This window comes from Ensifer sp. ENS09, assembly GCF_014852425.1.
Classification (GTDB): Bacteria; Pseudomonadota; Alphaproteobacteria; order Rhizobiales; family Rhizobiaceae; genus Ensifer.
In genome coordinates this window covers 647,852-667,244 of record NZ_JACVBP010000002.1, presented here as the reverse complement: position 1 = coordinate 667,244, position 19,393 = coordinate 647,852, and the positions used below count along the sequence as shown (strand labels likewise).

Sequence of the window (19,393 nt, the reverse complement as noted above, 5' to 3'; positions counted from 1 at the left end):
GGCTGGAAGGAATCTCATGGAAATGACGCGAGAGTTGCGAGTGCTTGCCAGCGTGGCCGCCATTTTGACGAGCGGCCTGGTGCTTACGGGCTGCATCGGTGGCCCGACCTATGGCACGGACAAGACCGCTGGCGAACAGCTCATGGACGACCTCGGGAGCGTCGCAAGCTTCGGGCCGCCGAAGCGGGATCCGGTCAAGTACCAGCCGCGTCCGGGCCTCGTCCTGCCGCCGTCGGCCCAGCAGGCCTCGCTCGTCGAGCCGCAGAAGTCGCTCGCCAGCCGCGAGGCAAACCCGGAATGGGTCGAGTCTCCGGAAGAGGTGCGCAAGCGCCTGCGTGAAGAGGCCGACGCCAACAAGAACAACCCGAACTATGTCTCGCCGCTTGCCAAGGCAAGCGCCAACGGTCGCCGGCTCTCCGCAAAGGAGCAGCAGGAGGCTTATCGCGAAGGGCGCAAGATCGAGATGGGCGCCTATTCCGACAAGCGCCGCTTCCTGAGCGATCCGCCGCTCGACTACCGTCGCCTGCCTGAGGGCACCGAGACCGATCTCGGCGAGCCGGAGAAGGACAAGGAGCGCCGCCGCAAGAAGGAGGCGCAGATCAAGAATTCCGGCTCCAAGTGGTATTGGCCCTTCTAAACCCGTTTTCGCCGTTCCCTTGAAACGGCGAAATGCATCTCTCCCCTTGATCCATGCAGTTTCGGCTAAACGCGCGTTTGTTGCTGGAGCTGCTTGAGAAGCGCCTGAGCCATGACCATCAGCATTCGTGAAGCCCGCCCGGAAGACGCCGAAACCATTCTGCGTTTCATCACCGAACTTGCCATCTACGAGAAGGAGCCCGACGCTGTCGAGGCGACGGTCGAGATGCTGCAGGCTTCGCTCTTCGGTCCCGGCGCGATCACCCGCGCGGTGATCTGCGAGAAGGATGGCAAGCCGGCGGGCTTTGCCATGTGGTTCTACAACTATTCCACCTGGCAGGCGCGCAAGGGACTTTACCTCGAAGATCTTTACGTCACCCCGGATTGCCGCGGTTCCGGCGCCGGCAAGATGCTCCTGAAGCATCTGGCAAAGATCGCCGTCGAGGAAGGCTGCGGCCGCTTCGAATGGAGCGTGCTCGACTGGAACGAACCGGCGATCCGCGTCTACGAATCGGTTGGCGCAGAGCCGATGTCCGAATGGACGCGCTACCGCCTGTCTGGCGCGGCACTCGATAGCTTCGCCGCCGACTGAAGCGATTTCAGGAAATCACGCCGTCGCAAGTCGCGAAGAGATCTCTCACCGCTTGCCGGCAAAGAAATCCCTGAGGATATCGGCGGCTTCCCGCTCGGCGAGGCCCGAATAGACATCGGGCGCATGGTGGCAGGTGGGCGAGCCGAAGAAACGCACGCCGCTGTCGACCGCGCCGCCCTTCGGATCGTCGGCGCCGTAATAGAGGCGGCGGATGCGCGCAAACGAAATCGCCGCCGCGCACATGGTGCAGGGTTCGAGCGTGACGTAGAGATCGGCGCCCGTCAGCCTTTCGTCCTTGAGGACGGCGGCAGCCTCGCGGATGGCGACGATCTCCGCATGGGCGGTCACGTCGTTGAGTTCGCGGGTGCGATTGCCGGCGCGCGAGATGATCCGGCCGTCGAAAACCACCACGGCGCCGATCGGCACTTCGCCGCGTTCGGCAGCCTTGCGGGCCTCTTCAAGGGCCGCGTCCATGAAGCGTGTCGTCTCAGCCATCGCTCAAACAATAATTTCTCTTAACCCACGGGCCGCGACCTGATAGGACAGCCGCAAAAGGCAGGCAACACAAATGACATCCAAAGACAAGCCCACGCGGCCTGGCGGCAAGTCCGCTGGCCGGGACAAGAAACCGCATTTCGCCGACAAGAAGGGCGCTGCGCCGAAAAAGGCTGCAGGAGCCAAGGCTTCCGGCCCGAAATCTTTCGGTGCCAAGGGCCCCGGCAGGAGCTTCGACGCAAAGACGTCTGATCCCAAGGCCGGTGCCTCGCGTCCAGCCCGGGAACGTCCGGCTGCGGCTGCAGCGGCGGCCGACGAACCGCAGCGTATCTCGAAGATCCTGGCGCGTGCCGGCGTTGCCTCGCGTCGCGACGTCGAGCGCATGATCATGGAAGGTCGCATCAGGCTCAACGGCGTCATTCTCGACACGCCCGTGGTCAACGCGACGCTTGCCGATGCGATCGAGGTCGATGGCCAGCCGATCCGCGGTATCGAGCGCACGCGCCTCTGGCTCTATCACAAGCCTGCCGGTCTGGTGACCACCAATGCCGACCCGGAGGGTCGTCCGACCGTATTCGAAAACCTGCCGGACGAGTTGCCGCGGGTTCTGTCGATCGGCCGCCTCGACATCAACACCGAGGGCCTGCTGCTTCTGACCAATGACGGCGGCCTTGCCCGCGTGCTTGAACTGCCGTCGACCGGCTGGCTGCGCCGCTACCGCGTGCGCGCCCATGGCGAGATCGATCAGGAAGCGCTCGACAAGCTGAAGGACGGCATCGCCGTCGACGGCGTGCTCTATGGCGCCATCGAAGCGACGCTCGACCGCGTCCAGGGCTCGAACGTCTGGATCACGATGGGGCTTCGCGAAGGCAAAAATCGCGAAATCAAGAACGTGCTCGGCGCGCTCGGCCTAGACGTCAACCGCCTCATCCGCATCTCGTACGGCCCGTTCCAGCTCGGCGAACTGCCTGAAGGGCATGTCCAGGAAATCCGCGGACGCACCCTGCGCGACCAGTTGGGACCGCGCCTGATCGAGGACGCCAAGGCGAACTTCGACGCGCCGCTCTACAACGACCAGGCGGCAACCGTTGCCGGCGATGCGGCGGACGACGATGGCGGCGATACGCGCCGGCCGGAACGCTCCAACCGTTGGGAAAAGCCTGAGGACAAGCGCGAACGTGCTCTGTCGCGGCTCGATACTCGCCGCGACGATCGTCGCGATGGCCCCCGCGGCAAGGGCGGCCCGCGCGAAGACCGCGACGCCAAGTTCGAGGACCGGCCGAAGCGTGCGCCGGCGCAGCGCGCCCGCACGGCCAATGTCTGGATGGCGCCGGGCGCCCGCCCGCTCGCCGAGAAGAAGCCGAAGTCCGTTGACGGCGACGCCACCGAGAAGTCCGCCCGTCGCGAGCGTCCGGAGAGCGCACCGAAGTCCAAGCGCTACGGCCGCAACAAGGATGGCCTGGCGACCAAGACGACTGGCAAGTTCGACCCGGACCGCAAGGGCGCTTCCAAAGATTTCGGCCGTGGCGCCGACAAGCCTGCCCGCCCCTTCGTCAAGAGCCGTGACGAGGACGGCGAGTGGATCAGTGCCGCCGAGCCGGTTCGTCGCCGCGACGAAGGCCGGGATGGCGGCTTCGATCGTCGCAAGTCCTTTGACGGCGGCGACCGCAAGTCGCGCGATCACGGAGATCGTCCGCCGCGCCGCGAGGGTGGAGACCGCCCACGTGGTGACCGTCCGGCCCGTGCCGAGGGTGGCGAACGCCGTTTCGACAAGCCGCGCGCGCCGCGCGCCGAAGGTGACCGCCCGCCGCGCCGCGAAGGTGGCGACCGCCCGCGTGGTGACCGTCCGGCCCGTGCCGAGGGGGGCGAACGCCGTTTCGACAAGCCGCGCACGCCGCGCGCCGACGGTGACCGTCCGCCGCGTCGCGAAGGTGGCGACCGTCCATTTGGCGACCGCCCGGCCCGCAGCGAAGGCGGTGATCGCCGCTTCGACAAGCCGCGGGCTCCGCGCGCAGACGGTGACCGCGCGCCGCGTCGCGAAGGCGGTGACCGTCCGTTCGGCGACAAGCCCCGCGGCAAGTCGTTCGGCGGCAAGCCCTCGGGTGGAAAATCCTTCGGCGAACGCTCCGGTGGCCCGCGTGGCGGCAAGCCAGGCGGTGGAAAACCCGGCGGACGTCCGGGTGGCGCTGGTCGCCCCGGTGGCGCTGGACGCCCGGCCGGTGGCGGCAAGCCGCGTGGCAGAGGAAACTAAGCGGCCGTGCGGATCGTCGGTGGAGAGTTTCGGGGTCGCAGCCTGGCGACCCCCAAGTCCAACGATATCCGGCCGACCACGGACCGGACTCGCGAAAGCCTGTTCAACATCCTGAGCCATTCCTATCCGGAAGCGCTCGACGGCACCCGTGTGCTCGACCTCTTTGCCGGCACCGGCGCGGTCGGCATCGAGGCGCTGTCGCGCGGGTGCCGGCAGGCGCTGTTCGTCGAACAAAGCGTCGAGGGCAGGGGCCTGCTGCAGACCAATATCGAGACGCTCGCGCTACAGGGGCGGGCGAAGGTCTTCCGGCGCGATGCGACCAGTCTCGGTGGTGTCGGTACGATGGAGCCGTTTCATCTCGTCTTCGCCGATCCGCCCTACGCCAAGGGTCTGGGCGAAAAGGCCTTGGAGTCGGCTGCCATCGGCAACTGGCTGGTGCCCGGCGCCCTGGTGATCCTCGAGGAGCGGGCGGATGTCCAGCCGGCGCCGGTCGCCGTCTTCGAAAACCTCGATGTCAGGGTGTTCGGCGACACCCGCATGCATTTCTATCGGTTTCGCGGAGCCTGATGCCGTAATTTCGGTTGAGTTACCGGGATAGGCTCAGCCGGACGACGCTACATTCTCAACCGCCCAGCGCGGAGGCATGCCGATGAAGCAGGATCTTTCGATGGCGCATGGATCGGCGGAAGCCCCGGCGCGGCCCACCGTCGCGCTGGCGCTTGGCGGTGGCGGCGCCCGCGGTCTTGCGCATATCCATGTCATCGAGGCGCTGGATGAACTCGGCATTCGGCCGGTCGCGATCGCGGGCTCGTCGATCGGCGCGATCATGGGCGCGGGCATGGCGGCGGGTTTGCGCGGCGAAGAGATCCGGGCCCATACGCTTTCCACCGTCGGCCACCGGCGCGAAGTGGTCAACCGCCTGTGGCAATTGCGGCCATCGAGTCTTTCCGAAGCCATGGCGAGCGGCTTCCGTTTCGGCCAGTTCAATGTCGAGCGGGTGCTCAAGGCCTTCCTGCCCGAGGCCATCCCGCAAAAATTCTCCGACCTCGAAATCCCGCTGAAAGTAGTCGCCACCGACTATTACGGTCAGACGGAGAAGATCTGCGAGAAGGGCGACCTCCGCAAGGCCTTGGCTGCGTCTGCGGCGCTGCCGGCGATCTTCACGCCGGTCCGGATCGACGGGCGGGTCATGATCGACGGCGGCATCTACAATCCCATTCCGTTTGATCACCTGCGCGGCCTTGCCGATATCGTCATTGCGGTCGATGTCGTCGGCGGGCCGGATGGCGACGGCAAGGCGATCCCCAGCCGGATCGACAGCCTGTTCGGCGCGAGCCAGCTGATGATGCAGTCGATCATCGCCATGAAGCTGAAGGAGGGGGCGCCGGACATCCTGTTGCGTCCCGATGTCGGCCGCTACCGCGTGATGGATTTCCTGCGCGCCCTAGACGTGCTGAACGCAACGGCTGCGATCAAGGACGAACTCAAGCGCGCACTCGAAGAGCGGATGACAGCGCCAAGGCTCACCTGAACCTTGGTGTTTGAAGCTTGGGGCCTGAACAACCTTGGCAATGACGGCGCGTGCCGTCGCAGCGTGAGCGGTTAGGCGCTTTCGCGCTCGTCCGCGGGAAGGCCCGGGAGGATCCGTTCGCCGGTCTCTTGCGAATGGTCGACCTCGCGCTTCGGCTTGACCAGCGGCTCCGGACGCACAGGCCGCGAGTGCAGCATGTCGCGGCCGGCGGTGATGCCCTCGGCCTCCTGCAGCACCAGCCGAGCCTCGTCGCGCTTGCGGATGTCGTCCATGATCGCGATCGCCTCGTCGTCGCCGACCCCAAGTGCCTCCAGCGTCTTGCGGCCGAAGAGCAGGCCGGACTCGAAGGTCTCGCGCAGCTCGTAGTCGACGCCCTTGGCCCGCAGTTCCAGCGTGTGCAGGCGATCGTAGGAGCGGGCATAGATGCGGGCATTCGGATATTCGGATTGCACGAGATCGATGATGTGGTCGGTCGTTTCCTTCTTCTGGGTGCAGACGGCCACGATCTTGGCCCGTTCGATGCCGGCGGCACGCAGCACGTCGAGGCGGTTGCCGTCGCCGAAATAGATCCGGAAGCCGAAGGTCGCGGCCTGGCGCACGCGCGCGGCGGAATGATCGATGATCGTCACATCGCGACCGCCGGCAAGCAGGATCTGGGCGGCGATCTGGCCGAAGCGGGAGAAGCCGATCATCAGCACATCGGCATTGGCGCCATCGAAGTCTTCTTCGATCTCTTCGTCCATCTCGTCCTGCTCGCGCATCAATTTCGGCGCGAGCATGGCGGCAAGGGGCGTCAGCGCCATCGACAGGGTCACGATCGCGACCAGCAGCGAGGCGTTGCCGTCCGAGAAGACGCCGGCGCTTGCCGCCGCCGTGAACAGCACGAAGCCGAACTCGCCGCCCTGCGGCAAGAGCAGGCTGATGCGCACGGCGTCATTGTGATGTGATCCGGTGAAGCGGCAGAGCCAATAGAGAACCAGGCTCTTCAGTGCCATCAGCAGCGGCACGGCGATGATGATCAGCTGGTACCGCTCGACGATGACGCCGAGCTCTAGCGACAGGCCGACCGCCATGAAAAACAGCGCCTGCAGGATACCGCGAAACGGCTCGATATCCGCCTCGAGTTCATGGCGGTAGGAGGACTCGGCTAGTAACACGCCTGCAAGGAAGGCACCCATGGCCATCGACAATCCGGCGAGCTGCATCATGGTCGCCGCCCCCATGACCACAAGCAGTGCGGCGGCGATCATGACATCGCGTGCGCCGGTGCGAGCGATGAGCTGGAACAGCGGATTCACCAGGTAGCGCCCGGCAGCGAAGAGCACGACGATCGCAGTGGTGGCGATGGCGAAATCCTCGAGCGGTGGCGTGGTGTCCTCCGGCGCCTGTGCCGCCAGCAGCGGGATCAGCGCCAGAAGCGGCACGATCGCGAGGTCCTGCAGCAGCAAGATCGAGAAGGCGCGCTGTCCATAGCGCGTGTTGCGGTCGTTGCCCTCGTCGAGGATCTGCATGGCGAAGGCCGTCGACGAGAGCGACAGTCCGAAGCCGGCGATGATGCTGCCGCCATGATCGAGCAGGCCGAGGGCGTAGATGGCGTAGGAAAGCAGGATTCCCGTCAAAAGCACCTGCGCCGTGCCAAGGCCGAAGATGTCGCGCCGCATCTGCCAGAGCCGCGAAGGCTTCAGTTCGAGCCCGATGATGAAGAGCAGGAAGACGACGCCGAGTTCAGAGACGTGCAGGATCTGCTCGCCTTCGGTGATGCTCTGGGCCACAGGTCCGATCAGCACGCCGGCCGAGAGATAGCCGAGGATCGTGCCGAGCCCGAGCCGCTTGAAAAGCGGAGCGGCGATGACCGCGCCACCGAGCAGCATCAGTGCCTGGGAATAGATGATCGGTGTCGTTGCCATGCCTCAGGCTTTCACTGTTGCTGAACCCGGCCCCAAGCGGAGCTTTCGAGAGCGCTTCATTTGCGGTGTTTGAGCGGGAATCGGGTCGATGCCCTTGATGCCTGCTTCGCCGCACAATAAATGGGGCAGGAATGAAAGGCCACACCATGTCAGACACGATCGATTCTGCCGACCTCGAAAAACGCGCATCCGAACTCGTGGACCTCGCCCGCAAGGCCGGCGCCGATGCGGCGGACGCGGTGGTGGTGCGCGGACGCTCCCGCTCCGTCTCCGTCCGCCTCGGCAAGGTCGAAGCGACGGAAGCCTCCGAAAGCGACGACTTCTCGCTCCGCGTCTTTATCGGACGGCGTGTCGCCAGCGTTTCGGCCAATCCGGGTTTTGACCTGAAGCTGCTCGCCGAGCGCGCGGTGGCCATGGCCAAGGCTTCGCCGGAAGATCCCTTTGCCTCGCTGGCGGACGCCGACCGGCTGGCGAAGTCCTATCCGGACCTCGACCTCTTCGACGCCACGGCGGTTTCGACCGAAACCCTGACCGAAGCGGCGCTTGCGGCCGAAGAGGCGGCACTTGCGGTTTCGGGCGTTACCAATTCCAGCGGTGGCGGCGCCTCGGCCGGCATGGGCGGGCTCGTACTCGTCACCTCGCATGGCTTTTCCGGCTCCTACATGGCCACCCGCTTCGGCCGCTCCGTCAGCGCGATTGCTGGCGAGGGCACCAAGATGGAGCGCGACTACGACTATGACAGCCGCCTGTTCTTTGCCGACCTGCGCGACGCCGACGAGATCGGCCGTCTAGCCGGTGAGCGTGCGGTCGCCCGCATCAACCCGCGCCAGGTGCCGACCGCCAAGAATGTCACCGTCGTCTTCGATCCGCGCATGGCCCGCGGCTTCGTCGGCCATCTGGCCGGCGCCATCAATGGCGCGGCTGTTGCCCGCAAGACGAGTTTCCTGCGCGACATGATGGGCAAGCAGATCCTGAAATCGGGTCTTTCGGTGACGGACGACCCGTTGATCGTGCGCGGCTCCTCGTCGCGTCCGTTCGACGGCGAAGGGGTCAGCGGCGAAAAGCTGGCGATGGTTGAGGATGGCGTGCTGAACCACTGGTTCCTGTCCACCTCGGCAGCGCTCGAGCTCGGGCTTCAGACCAACGGACGCGGCGTGCGCGGCGGGCCCACCGTCAATCCGTCCTCGACCAATCTGGCGCTCGAGCCGGGATCGATCTCACGGGACGATCTCATCCGCAGCGTCGGCACCGGCTTCTACGTCACCGAGCTGATCGGCCAGGGCGTCAACATGGTGACCGGCGAATATAGCCGCGGCGCCTCCGGCTTCTGGATCGAGAACGGGGAGCTGACCTTTGCCGTCTCGGAAGTAACGATCGCGTCCAATCTCAAGGACATGTTCATGGCGCTGACGCCGGCAGACGACATCGACCGCAAGTTCGGCGTCGCGGCACCGACGCTCGCCATCGAAGGCATGACGCTCGCCGGCCTTTGACAAGGCCGCAGGAAAAGCAGGCGCGGGGAGACCGCGCCGATCCCGCCTTCCGGACAAGGGAGAGGCGGGCTGACGGGGTTTTGAATGTCTGACACTGCACCATCGGGCGCGGACTGGAAGCCGGATCTCGACGTGATCCGCGCCGCGGCGGTCGTCGCCGGCGAAACTGCGCTCGGCTACTTCCGCAAGGCGCCCGACGTCCGCTGGAAGAACGAAGGCCGCTCGCCGGTCAGCGAGGCGGATCTCGCCGCAAACGATGTGCTGAAGACGCGCCTGCTTGCGGCCCGGCCCGATTACGGTTGGCTCTCGGAAGAGACGGACGACGATCTCAGCCGGCTGTCGCGCGAAACCGTCTTCGTCGTCGATCCGATCGATGGCACACGCGCCTTCATCGCCGGCAAGGAGCTCTGGTGCGTCAGCGTCGCCGTCGTGCACCGTGGCCAGCCCGTTGCCGGCGTGCTCTATGCTCCGGCGCTCGATGAACTCTTCGAGGCGGTCGCAGGCGGCTATGCGCTGAAGAACGGTGCGCAAATCTCGGTGCGCGGGGCAAAGCCCGCGGAAACGCTGCATCTGGCGGCCGCCGAAGACACGATCGACAAGCTTCCGGCGCCCTATCGCAGCGCCGTTACCCGTATTCCGCATGTGCCGTCGCTTGCCTATCGGCTGGCCATGGTTGCCGACGGGCGGATCGACGGAACGCTGGTGAAGAAGAACGCCCACGACTGGGACCTGGCTGCGGCCGACCTCATTCTAGCGAGCGCCGGCGGCGCGCTGGTCGATCTCGACGGGCAGGCGCTCTTCTACAATCGATCCACTGTCGTTCACGGGGTTCTCTGCGCGGCGGCAAAGCCGCTCTTGCCAGGCCTGGTCGCCGCATCGCGGTCCATGGAGCCCCATTGACCTTTGAGGCCGAATGCCTCAAATCAACGGCCACACCCAACAAGAATAAATGGAAGTCCGATGGCTCACGACACCGAGAAAAAACAACGTCTGCATCTCGTCTTCGGCGGCGAACTCACCACGCTGACTGACGTGCATTTCCGCGACCTGGACAAGCTCGATATCGTCGGCATCTACCCGGACTACGACAGCGCCCTGACTGCCTGGAAATCCAAGGCGCAGATGACCGTCGACAACGCGCACATGCGTTACTTCATCGTCCACATGCACCGTCTGCTCGACCCGGAAAACGGCTGATGCCGATGAGGTCGGGATGCGCGGTGTTTACCCGCATGCCAGTCGCCCCTAAGTCTCTCCGGGCCGGAACGGCCGGGGAAGGTGACCTGACATGAGCAGCTTTCGCGCGCGCCTGGCGCTCTCCAGCTACCGCTGGATCGGCTCGGCCATCTATCCCCTCGTCTGGTCCTACCTTGCCGTTCGCGCCGCGAAGGGCAAGGAGGATCCGGCGCGTCGCCGCGAGCGCTACGGCCATGCCAGCGAGCCGCGGCCGCAAGGCCCCCTGGTGTGGTTCCACGCGGCAAGCGTCGGAGAGACCAACGCCGTCATCCCGATGATCAAGGAAATCAGGCGGCGCGGCATCCACGTCGTCTTGACGACCGGGACGATGACCTCGGCGCGCGTCGTGGCCGAACGCCTGGGGTCGACGGTCATCCACCAGTATGTCCCGCTCGATTTCAAGCCGGCCGTCAGCCGGTTCCTGAACTATTGGGAGCCGGATCTGGCGATCATCGCCGAATCCGAAATCTGGCCGATGACCATCCTGGAACTCGGCCGTCGCCATATCCCACAGGTTCTGGTGAACGGGCGCATGTCCGACCGGACCTTTGCGCGCTGGAAGCGCCGGCCGGCGCTTGCCGACGCGCTGTTCGAGAACCTCGCGCTCGTCATTGCCCAGTCGGATGTCGATGCCGAGCGCTTCCGCACGCTCGGCGCGCTGCCGGTGATGGTGTCGGGCAACCTCAAGGTCGATACCGACGCGCCGCCGCACGATCCGCAGGCGCTGAAGGAGTATCGCCAGCAGATCGGCGCCCGCAAGACCTGGGCGGCGATCTCGACCTTCGACGGCGAGGAAGCCGCCGCCGGCGTCGTGCACCGCGCGCTCAAGGAGCGAACCGGCCTTCTGACGATCATCGTTCCGCGCCATCCCGATCGCAGCGACGCCATCGAGGCGGCGCTGACGGCCAAGGGGCTGAAGGTCGCCCGGCGCACGCGCCGCGATCCGCTGACGCCGGACGTCGATATCTTCCTTGGCGATACGATCGGCGAAATGGGCCTCTATCTTCGCCTGACCGAGGTTGCCTTCGTCGGCCGTTCGCTGTTTGCCGAAGGCGGCCAGAACCCGCTGGAGCCGGCGATGCTCGGCTGCGCCATCCTTTCCGGCGGCAACGTCCAGAACTTTCGCGAGACCTATCAGACGCTGGCCAAGAACGGCAGCGCCAAGATCGTGCGCGACGTCGAGATGCTGGCCAAGGGCGTCAACTATCTGCTCGCCAACGACGACATGCGTCGCTCGATGATCGATGCCGGCCTTGAAACCGTGCAAGAGATGCGCGGTGCCCTGTCGGCGACGATGAAGGGGCTCGAGCCCTATATCAATCCGCTCGTCGTCAAGGCGCGCCTCAACCCGCCGACCGACAACTGATCCACTAGGAGACGAAGCCTCGTCATGACCGCAGCCAAAGCCATCGCCGGCATCCTGTTCGACAAGGACGGAACTCTGCTCGACTACGCAAAGAGCTGGGTGCCGGTGAACTACGAACTGGCGCGGATCGCGGCAAAGGGTGACGTGACCCTGGCCCGAACGCTGCTTGCAGCCGGCGGCATGGATGCTGACACCGGCCACGTGCTGCCCGACAGCCTGCTGGCCGCCGGCAACACGGTCGAGATCGCGACCGGCTTCGTCGGCGCGGGCGCGCCCTTCACGATTGCCGAACTGACGACCCTCCTTGACGGCCTGTTTGCGCGCTCGGCGGAATATGCGGTGCCTGTGACCGATCTCGGTGCTTTCTTCGCCGGGCTGCACGCCAAGGGCTACCGCCTTGGTGTCGCCTCCAGCGACAACGAGCGCTCGATCCGCGAAACCGCAAAGCGCTTCGGCTTCGAGAACTACCTGCACTATGTGGCGGGCTACGACAGCGGTTACGGCGTCAAGCCCGAGCCGGGCATGGTGCTTGGCTTTTGTGCGGCGACCGGCCTTGAGCCGCAGCAGGTCGTCGTCGTCGGCGACAACAATCACGACATGCACATGGGCCGCAGCGCCGGCGTCGGCATGACGGTCGCGGTCCTTACGGGCACCGGCTCGCGCCAGTCGCTTGCGGCGGCCTCGGACCATTGCCTCGCCGACATCACCGAGCTCGAAGCTGTCCTCTAGATCGGGTTGTGGCAGCGGCTTGCCGCGATTGCCTTCGGTTGCGCACCGCGATCGGTCCGGTTCAGCGCCCTTGCCGTGGCTGCATCGGTCTCCATAGCTTGCGTTTTTTCCCGTTCTGACGTTTTTTGTCGCAATCCGCCGGTTTCGACCGGCGAACAAACCGTCCCTCCCGGACAAGGAAGGACCTGAGCGGCCGGGAGGCCACGGAACGAAGATGGTATCGGAAGCGCCGCCATTCTGGTGGACCAAGGCGGATTGGCGTGCGCGCGCGTTGTGGCCGTTGTCATGGGTTTACGGACGGATCGCCGGCATGCGAATGGATCGCGCGCAGCGCGCCTCGGTGCCGGTCCCTGTCATCTGCGTCGGCAACTTCACCGTCGGCGGCGCCGGCAAGACGCCGACCTCCATCGCGCTTGCCCGCGTCATCCGCGAGAAGGGGCTGAAGCCCGGGTTCTTGAGCCGCGGTTATGGCGGCTCGCTCGACGTGACGACAGTCGTCGACCTGGAACATCACCGCGCCCGCGATGTCGGCGACGAACCGCTGCTGTTGGCGAAGGAAGGCTTGACGGTCGTTTGCCGCCGCCGCGTCGATGGGGCTCGCCGGCTGGTGAAGGAAGGCGTCGACATCATCATCATGGACGACGGTTTCCAGAGCGCGCGGTTGGCCTTCGACTTCGCGCTTTTGGTAATCGATTCCCGCCGCGGCATCGGCAACGGCTATCTGGTGCCGGCCGGTCCGGTGCGGGCGCCGCTGTCGAACCAGCTCCGCCATGCTACGGCCCTGCTCAAGATCGGCGACGGCACCGAAGCCGACGCCCTGATCCGTCGCGCCGCCCGCGCCGGCAAACAGATCTACGAAGCCGAGGTCATAAGGCACGACGACGGTTCGCTGAATGGCGTCAAGGTGCTTGCCTGGGCGGGCATTGCCGATCCGGAGAAGTTCTACCGCACCGTCCGGGAGACGGGCGCCGTCATCGAGGAAACCCGCAGTTTTCCCGACCATCACCATTTTTCCGAGGACGAGATCGCCGATCTGCTCGACCGGGCTGCAGCGCTCGGATGCCAGCTTGTCACCACCGCCAAGGATCTTGTGCGCCTGGAGCCCGGCCACGGCCGCGCCGCGGAGCTTGCCGCAGCGAGCAGGGTGATCGAGATCGACGTACGCTTCGACGACCCGATGGCGCCAAAAAAGATCATCGAGACGGCGCTTGCCGCGGCGCGTGCCCGCAAGCTGCGCGAAGGCGCGGCTAAGTAACGGCGCCTTTCGGGCCTTGGTGTGCCGGCGCTCGGGCTTGGTTAGCGGCGTTGGTTGGGCAGCGCGCCTGCGCGCTTTTCCGCCTCGAGCGAAGCTTCCGCGTCGACATAGGGCTCCTGCCGGGCGACGCTCCAGTAACGCAGTTCATCGACGGGGATGGTCTTGCCGGTCATCGCGCAGATCACGTGCGAGCCCGCAAGCACGATCTGAAAGTCGCCGTCGAGATAACGGATCTTCGCTTCGCGCGAAGCGCTTCCTTCAAACCGGTTCATCATGCTCGGCGCCTGTTTCCGTCTTCGTTATGGGTTCTCTGGTCTAGCTCGCCGCCCGGAAAAATGCCAGTCGCATTTCGCCGGACGGGAAGATCAGCTCCGGCCGAACAGCCGTTCGATGTCGGAGAGCTTGAGTTCGATATAGGTGGGGCGGCCGTGGTTGCACTGGCCGGAGCCGGGCGTCGCCTCCATTTGCCTCAAAAGCGCGTTCATCTCCTCTATTCGCATGCGCCGGCCTGAACGCACCGAACCGTGGCAGGCCATGGTCGCGGCGAGATATTCGAGCCGACTCGTCAGCCCGCTTGCCGTATCCCATTCGGCAAGCTCGTCGGCGAGCTGGCGCACGAGGCCGACGGCATCCATTTCGCCGAGCATGGCCGGCGTTTCGCGCACCGCGATCGCGCCCGGGCCGAACCGCTCGATCGCAAGGCCCAGGCGGGAGAACTCCTCCGCATGGGTCATCAACCGGTCGCAGTCGTCTTCGGGCAGATCGACGATCTCCGGGATCAGCAGCGCCTGGGCGGCGACCGGCCGCGAATGCAGTGCCGTACGCATGGCCTCGAACACCAGCCGCTCGTGGGCGGCATGCTGGTCGACAATGACGAGGCCGTCATCGGTCTGGGCGACGATGTAGTTTTCGTGCAGCTGGGCGCGCACGGCGCCGAGCGGGAAGGACTGCGGCTGCGGCGGTTGCTGGACCTCCGGCGCCGGCACGGGCATTTCCCGCTCGAACGGGATGGCAACACGCGCCGATGGGGCGGAAAACGCCGCAAAGCTCGCCTGCGGCTGCTCGCCGAGATGGCGCAGCATGGAGTCGAATTGTGTCGGCCGGGAAGGCGACGTCTCGGCGCTCCAGGGCTGCGGGCGATAATCGCCGGAGCGGAACGCCTGCATCATGCCGCGGGCGCCCGTCGTTGCGGCGCGGTCGCCGTCGCGCGTCAGCGCCTGGCGGATCGCGCCGATGATCAGCCCGCGGATGAGGCCGGGGTCGCGGAAGCGCACGTCGGACTTTGCCGGATGCACGTTGACATCGACGAGCGCCGGGTCGAGCGTGATCGACAGCACGGCGACCGGATAGCGGCCGCTCGGGATCGTCTCGGAATAGGCGGCACGGATCGCCGACAGCAGCAACTTGTCCTGTACCGGGCGGCCGTTGACGAAGACATATTGCTGCAGCGAGTTGCCGCGATTGAAGGTCGGCACGCCGGCAAAGCCGGTCAGTTCCACGTCTTCCCGCGCTGCATCGATCTCGATCGCGTTGTCGCGGAAATCCTTGCCGAGCACCTGCGCCATGCGCGCCAGCCGGTCGTCGCCGGTTGCCGGGAATTCGAGCGTCGAGCGGTCGCTGCCCGAGAGCACGAAACGGACCGCCGGAAACGCGATCGCCATGCGGCGCACCACTTCCGAAATGGCGGCCGCTTCTGCCTTCTCGGTCTTCATGAACTTCAGCCGGGCCGGGGTGGCGAAGAACAGGTCGCGTACCTCGACCACCGTGCCGGTATTGGCGGGCGATGGGCGCACCGGATCGGTCTTCCCTCCGGCAATGGCGATGATCGCTCCTTCGCTGGCGCCGGCCTTGCGTGTCGTGATCGACAGCCGGGCGACCGAACCGATCGACGGCAGGGCCTCGCCGCGGAAGCCAAGGGTGCGGATGTCGAACAGGCTGTCGTCGAGCTTCGACGTACAGTGCCTTCGCACCGCCAATTCAAGGTCGCCAGGCGTCATGCCCGAGCCGTTGTCGGTGACGCGCAGCAGCGTCTTGCCACCGCCGGCGGTTGCGATCTCGATGCGGGTCGCGCCAGCGTCGAGCGCATTCTCGATCAGCTCCTTGGCGGCGCTGGCGGGACGTTCGATCACTTCGCCGGCGGCGATCTGGTTGATGAGGGTTTCTGAAAGCTGCTTGATGGCCATGCCCCATTTTCCGGGATTCGCCACGGAAACGGAAGGGGGAACGATATCTCGTCCCCGGTCACGAGCGTCTGGTGCGGTTACCCTTGAAAAATGAGCGAGGGTTTAATCGGCCCTTAACACTCTGCTGCGATTTTCCACAACAACCTGAATGATCACGGGTTTTGTCTTTTGAGCCTTGCGGCGTAGCTGGACGCCGCACTCCCGCCGCTCGAAGAGACGCCTGCCAAGGCCACCCCAGCATGTCCCGAAATGAAACCGCCGTTGCAGCGCCGCGCGTCTTTGGAAAGACGCGGCAGGTCGTTGTGGCACTTTGAATGGCCGCCTGTTCTGCCTTGATCCAAGGGTGATCCAGGGACACATGCGGTAGGCGAGTGAGGACAGTGCGATGAGCGATGGGGCGCCCAACGGCGCGGACATCAACAGGGTCATTCTTGAGTCGAGTTGCGACGCACTCGGCATCGCTGTGCTTGTCTGCAGCCGGGACGATACCATTCTCTTTGCCAGCCGCACGATGCTGCAATTTTTCCCGGTGCCGGCGGAAGCCCTGATGCCGGGCACGCGGCTCCGCGATTTCCTCGGCGCCGTTTACGACACCGGCGTCCGTCCGGGCACCGTTCCGGAAAACAGCCGCCGGCGCACCAACCGCGAGGAATGGATTGCCGAGCACATGGCGCTGCATTGGCGCGAGCGCTACGAGAGCGTCGAGCGCGCCGGCCGCACCCGCTGGGTTTCCATGCGCAAGCGCCGTCTGTCGAGCGGCATGGGCATCCTGTCGATCAGCGACGTCTCCGACCAGAAGAAGCGCGACGAACAGCTCCAGACCGACCTGGAGCGGGTGGAGCTGACCGAGCAGATCCTCGACGCCCAGCCCAATCCCATCTGCGTCAAGGACCGCAATCTCAATTACATCGCGGTCAACAAGGCCTTCTGCCTGATCCATGACCTGGCGCAGGACGCCATTCTCGGCCGCTCGGCATGGGACCTGGTCGAGAGCGACCTGGCGGAGCGCTTCGAACAGTCCGATCGCGTGGTGCTCGAAACCGGCAAGCCGTTTTCGCAGGCCGAGCACATCGTGCGTGCCGATGGCAGCGATCTCTGGGTGCTGACCCGCAAGTACCGCGTCGGCATGCCCGGTCGCCACTTCGTCGTCACCTGCATGAACGACGTGACCGATATTGCCGTCTTGTACCAGGGCGGCGAGGAGCCTTCGAGCGAAGCCACGCTGCAGATCCGCGACTACAGCATCTTCACCGCGGCGCAGAATTTCTACGATCCTTTCCGGGCGCTGAATGTCCAGCAGCTCGTCGAGGCGGGGTCGATGATCGAGACCTTGCCGGCGCGGGGCCTGCGGGTGCTTCTCGCCACCGACGACCGATCGCTGGAGGAGCGGCTTGTCGCCCGGCTGCGCGGCTCCGGGCTCGACGCCTGCGCGGTTCGCGATGCCGACGAATTGCACGCCTTCTGCGCGGCCGTCGACGAGGCGGGGCTGAAACTCGACATCCTCTTGCTCGACGCGGCTTTCCCGGAGCGGCGGAAGGTCGCCGCCGGCTGGCGCGACAGCCCGATCCTCCCGGTGTCTGAGGATCAGGACGGGGCGGCGGTGCTTGCGGAAGTCTTTCGCGTCTGCTCCGAGCGGGCTGGCGCCGCGCCGCAACAGGAATGGTCGCTGTCGTTCGAGGCCGAGGAGATCGCGCCGCCGCCGCCGGCGCCGCAGGTCGATGTGCTCGTTGCCGAGGACAACCAGATCAACCAGTTCGTCTTCACCCAGATCCTCGAAGGGCTCGGCGTTTCTCATCGGATCGCCGCCAACGGCCGCGAGGCCGTCGAACTCTGGCACGAACTGCAACCGGCCCTTGTGCTGATGGATGTGTCGATGCCGGTCATGAACGGCTTCGACGCCACCGTCGCGATCCGGTCGGCGGAGAAGGGACGCACACAGAAAACGCCGATCATCGGCGTTACCGCCCAGGCCCTGGATATCGACCTGCAGCAATGCAAGGCATCCGGCATGGACGACCACATCATGAAGCCGGTGAGCCCCGACATGATCGAGGCGGTGCTGAGAAAATTCATGCCGGTGAAGGCAGTACGAACGGCAGGTTGAGTAAAAAGGCGTGTCAACTCGCTAGAATTGGGGAGGCCAATGGCAAATCTTGGAGCGGCGCGATATCGGATTGTTAACCGCCGATTGCGATCGTCTGCACCGAATTGCCGCTAAAGTGTAGAGCCCCATCCGTATGCCTCGCATCCACCTCGTTGCCCAAGCCCCGGTCGTGTCGGAAGGACACAGCCGGTCTGCGTCGTGGCGCGGGCTGGCGATGCGGTCTATCGGGCATCGCCCCTGCCAGATGAATGGGGGACGGCGATGATGACAGCGGAAACGCCCTACCACCGCGTTGGCCGCGAGGTGTCTGCCACCTGGGGCGACGTCGATCCGCTGACCGGTCTCGGCAACGCCCGTTGCCTGCGCCAGAGCGTGCTTGACCTCGCTGAGGAGCGGGCCAGCGACCCGGCCCCGTTCACCATCGGCCTTGCCAATATCGACGGCTTCAAGCCGATCAATGACCTGTTCGGACCCGAGGCAGGCGACGAGATCCTCTGCCAGGTGGCCTATCGGCTGAAGGCCTGCGCGCCTGAAGGCGCCACCATCACCCGTTTCGACAGCGACGAATTCGCCTTCGTGTTGCCGCTGATCTTCGAGCGCAAGGGCGCCGAGAAGATCGGGCAGATGCTGAAGGAAGTGCTGTCTGCCCCCTTCGATCTCGGCGACCGCCATGTTCGTCTGTCCGCCTCGTTCGGCTTCGCCGTCTATCCCTTTGCGGGCGAGGTGTTCGAGGACCTCCTGAAAAGCGCCGACACTGCGCTTTATCGCTCGAAGCGCCGCGGTCGCGGGCAGATCACCGTCTATTCGCAGGAGATCGCCCAGGAGATGAAGCGCGCGACTCAGCTCGAACAGGCGCTGCGCAATGCCATCATCGCCAACGAGGTCGACGTGCACTTCCAGCCGATCGTCGATCTGCGCAACGACGCGGTTGTCGGCTTCGAGGCCCTGGCGCGCTGGTGCGATGCCGATCTCGGTTATGTCTCGCCGGCAGTGTTCGTGCCGCTCGCAGAAGAGCGCGGCTTCATCGATTCGCTCGCCGAGGTGCTGCTGCGCAAGGCGGCCCATGCCGCCCTTTCCTGGCCGAAGGAACTCTTCCTCTCCTTCAATCTTTCCTCGGCGCAGCTGACGGATCCGACCACCAGCCGGCGCCTGTTGTCGATCATCAGCCAGATCGGCCTCGACCCGCGGCGGCTGGAGCTGGAGATCACCGAGACGGCCGTCATGGCCGATGCGGATATCGCCCAGAAGATCGTTGCCGAACTGCGCGCCGCCGGTGTCCGCGTCTCGCTCGACGACTTCGGCACCGGCCAGTCGAGCCTCGGCCGGCTGCGCGACTTCTCCTTCGATAAGGTCAAGATCGACCGGGCCTTCGTCTCGCGCATCTCGGCCGATCGCGCCTCGGAGCATATCATCAAGGCGATCGTGTCGATGTGCGAGGGGCTCGAGCTCGAAGTCGTCGCCGAAGGTATCGAGGATTTTTCCGAGGCCCTGAAGCTGAAGGCACTCGGCTGCGGCCTGGGGCAGGGCTATTTCTACGGAAAACCTGCCGATGCGGTGGCAACGATGCGCTATCTTGCCGATCGCTACCGCGATCTTCCCGTCCAGGCCTGATCCG

General features: G+C 65.5%; 17 protein-coding genes. 13 read left to right on the top strand and 4 right to left on the bottom strand.

Annotated elements, in window-relative coordinates:
- The first annotated feature begins 16 nt into the window (after positions 1-16).
- Positions 17-637: a hypothetical protein gene (locus IB267_RS11400; protein ID WP_043618384.1), complete on the top strand. Its 621-nt coding sequence runs from the start codon at positions 17-19 to the stop codon at positions 635-637.
- A 111-nt stretch (positions 638-748) separates the two neighbouring features.
- Positions 749-1,228 carry a GNAT family N-acetyltransferase gene (locus IB267_RS11395; RefSeq protein WP_192447671.1) on the top strand — a complete coding sequence of 160 codons (480 nt, stop codon included), beginning with the start codon at positions 749-751 and terminating at the stop codon, positions 1,226-1,228.
- Positions 1,229-1,273: 45 nt separating this feature from the next.
- Here the strand turns inward: IB267_RS11395 and IB267_RS11390 are convergent, their stop codons facing one another.
- The gene (locus tag IB267_RS11390) at positions 1,274-1,723 is read right to left on the bottom strand and encodes a nucleoside deaminase (protein WP_192447669.1); all 450 of its coding nucleotides are present in this window, start codon (positions 1,721-1,723) and stop codon (positions 1,274-1,276) included.
- Between the two features lie 73 nt (positions 1,724-1,796).
- On the opposite strand from IB267_RS11390, the gene IB267_RS11385 reads away from it, so the two are divergent.
- The 3 genes from IB267_RS11385 to IB267_RS11375 all read left to right on the top strand — a co-directional run bounded on the left by IB267_RS11385 (position 1,797) and on the right by IB267_RS11375 (position 5,505).
- A complete protein-coding gene (locus IB267_RS11385; protein WP_192447667.1) occupies positions 1,797-3,974 on the top strand; it encodes a pseudouridine synthase in 2,178 nt (725 codons plus the stop codon).
- A 6-nt stretch (positions 3,975-3,980) separates the two neighbouring features.
- A complete protein-coding gene (rsmD, locus tag IB267_RS11380; RefSeq protein ID WP_192447666.1) occupies positions 3,981-4,541 on the top strand; it encodes a 16S rRNA (guanine(966)-N(2))-methyltransferase RsmD in 561 nt (186 codons plus the stop codon).
- Positions 4,542-4,623: 82 nt separating this feature from the next.
- Positions 4,624-5,505: a patatin-like phospholipase family protein gene (locus IB267_RS11375; RefSeq protein ID WP_192447664.1), complete on the top strand. Its 882-nt coding sequence runs from the start codon at positions 4,624-4,626 to the stop codon at positions 5,503-5,505.
- Positions 5,506-5,576: 71 nt separating this feature from the next.
- Here the strand turns inward: IB267_RS11375 and IB267_RS11370 are convergent, their stop codons facing one another.
- Positions 5,577-7,412 carry a monovalent cation:proton antiporter-2 (CPA2) family protein gene (locus tag IB267_RS11370; protein ID WP_192447663.1) on the bottom strand — a complete coding sequence of 612 codons (1,836 nt, stop codon included), beginning with the start codon at positions 7,410-7,412 and terminating at the stop codon, positions 5,577-5,579.
- A 146-nt stretch (positions 7,413-7,558) separates the two neighbouring features.
- On the opposite strand from IB267_RS11370, the gene IB267_RS11365 reads away from it, so the two are divergent.
- The 6 genes from IB267_RS11365 to lpxK all read left to right on the top strand — a co-directional run bounded on the left by IB267_RS11365 (position 7,559) and on the right by lpxK (position 13,491).
- Positions 7,559-8,905 (top strand): TldD/PmbA family protein, encoded by a 1,347-nt coding sequence (locus IB267_RS11365; protein WP_192447662.1) that lies wholly within the window; start codon positions 7,559-7,561, stop codon positions 8,903-8,905.
- 84 nt (positions 8,906-8,989) lie between these two features.
- On the top strand, positions 8,990-9,805 hold the full coding sequence (locus IB267_RS11360) for a 3'(2'),5'-bisphosphate nucleotidase CysQ (RefSeq protein ID WP_192447661.1): 816 nt from the start codon (positions 8,990-8,992) through the stop codon (positions 9,803-9,805).
- A 60-nt stretch (positions 9,806-9,865) separates the two neighbouring features.
- Positions 9,866-10,102 (top strand): DUF4170 domain-containing protein, encoded by a 237-nt coding sequence (locus IB267_RS11355; protein WP_043620984.1) that lies wholly within the window; start codon positions 9,866-9,868, stop codon positions 10,100-10,102.
- Positions 10,103-10,193: 91 nt separating this feature from the next.
- Positions 10,194-11,507, top strand: a complete 1,314-nt coding sequence (gene waaA, locus IB267_RS11350) for a lipid IV(A) 3-deoxy-D-manno-octulosonic acid transferase (protein WP_043620982.1) — start codon at positions 10,194-10,196, stop codon at positions 11,505-11,507.
- 24 nt (positions 11,508-11,531) lie between these two features.
- The gene (locus tag IB267_RS11345) at positions 11,532-12,236 is read left to right on the top strand and encodes an HAD family hydrolase (protein ID WP_192447660.1); all 705 of its coding nucleotides are present in this window, start codon (positions 11,532-11,534) and stop codon (positions 12,234-12,236) included.
- A gap of 214 nt (positions 12,237-12,450) precedes the next feature.
- A complete protein-coding gene (gene lpxK, locus IB267_RS11340) occupies positions 12,451-13,491 on the top strand; it encodes a tetraacyldisaccharide 4'-kinase (protein ID WP_192447659.1) in 1,041 nt (346 codons plus the stop codon).
- Positions 13,492-13,532: 41 nt separating this feature from the next.
- On the opposite strand, the gene IB267_RS11335 is transcribed toward lpxK, so the two are convergent.
- Together IB267_RS11335 and mutL are read right to left on the bottom strand one after the other, a co-directional pair.
- The gene (locus IB267_RS11335; protein WP_053250845.1) at positions 13,533-13,766 is read right to left on the bottom strand and encodes a DUF2093 domain-containing protein; all 234 of its coding nucleotides are present in this window, start codon (positions 13,764-13,766) and stop codon (positions 13,533-13,535) included.
- A gap of 90 nt (positions 13,767-13,856) precedes the next feature.
- Positions 13,857-15,674, bottom strand: coding sequence for a DNA mismatch repair endonuclease MutL (mutL, locus tag IB267_RS11330; protein ID WP_192447658.1), 1,818 nt, complete (start codon positions 15,672-15,674; stop codon positions 13,857-13,859).
- Positions 15,675-16,059: 385 nt separating this feature from the next.
- Here mutL and IB267_RS11325 point away from each other — a divergent pair, with 385 nt between their 5' ends.
- Positions 16,060-17,778, top strand: a complete 1,719-nt coding sequence (locus IB267_RS11325) for a response regulator (protein WP_192447657.1) — start codon at positions 16,060-16,062, stop codon at positions 17,776-17,778.
- A gap of 264 nt (positions 17,779-18,042) precedes the next feature.
- On the top strand, positions 18,043-19,389 hold the full coding sequence (locus IB267_RS11320; RefSeq protein WP_246765058.1) for a bifunctional diguanylate cyclase/phosphodiesterase: 1,347 nt from the start codon (positions 18,043-18,045) through the stop codon (positions 19,387-19,389).
- The last annotated feature ends 4 nt before the right edge of the window (positions 19,390-19,393 follow it).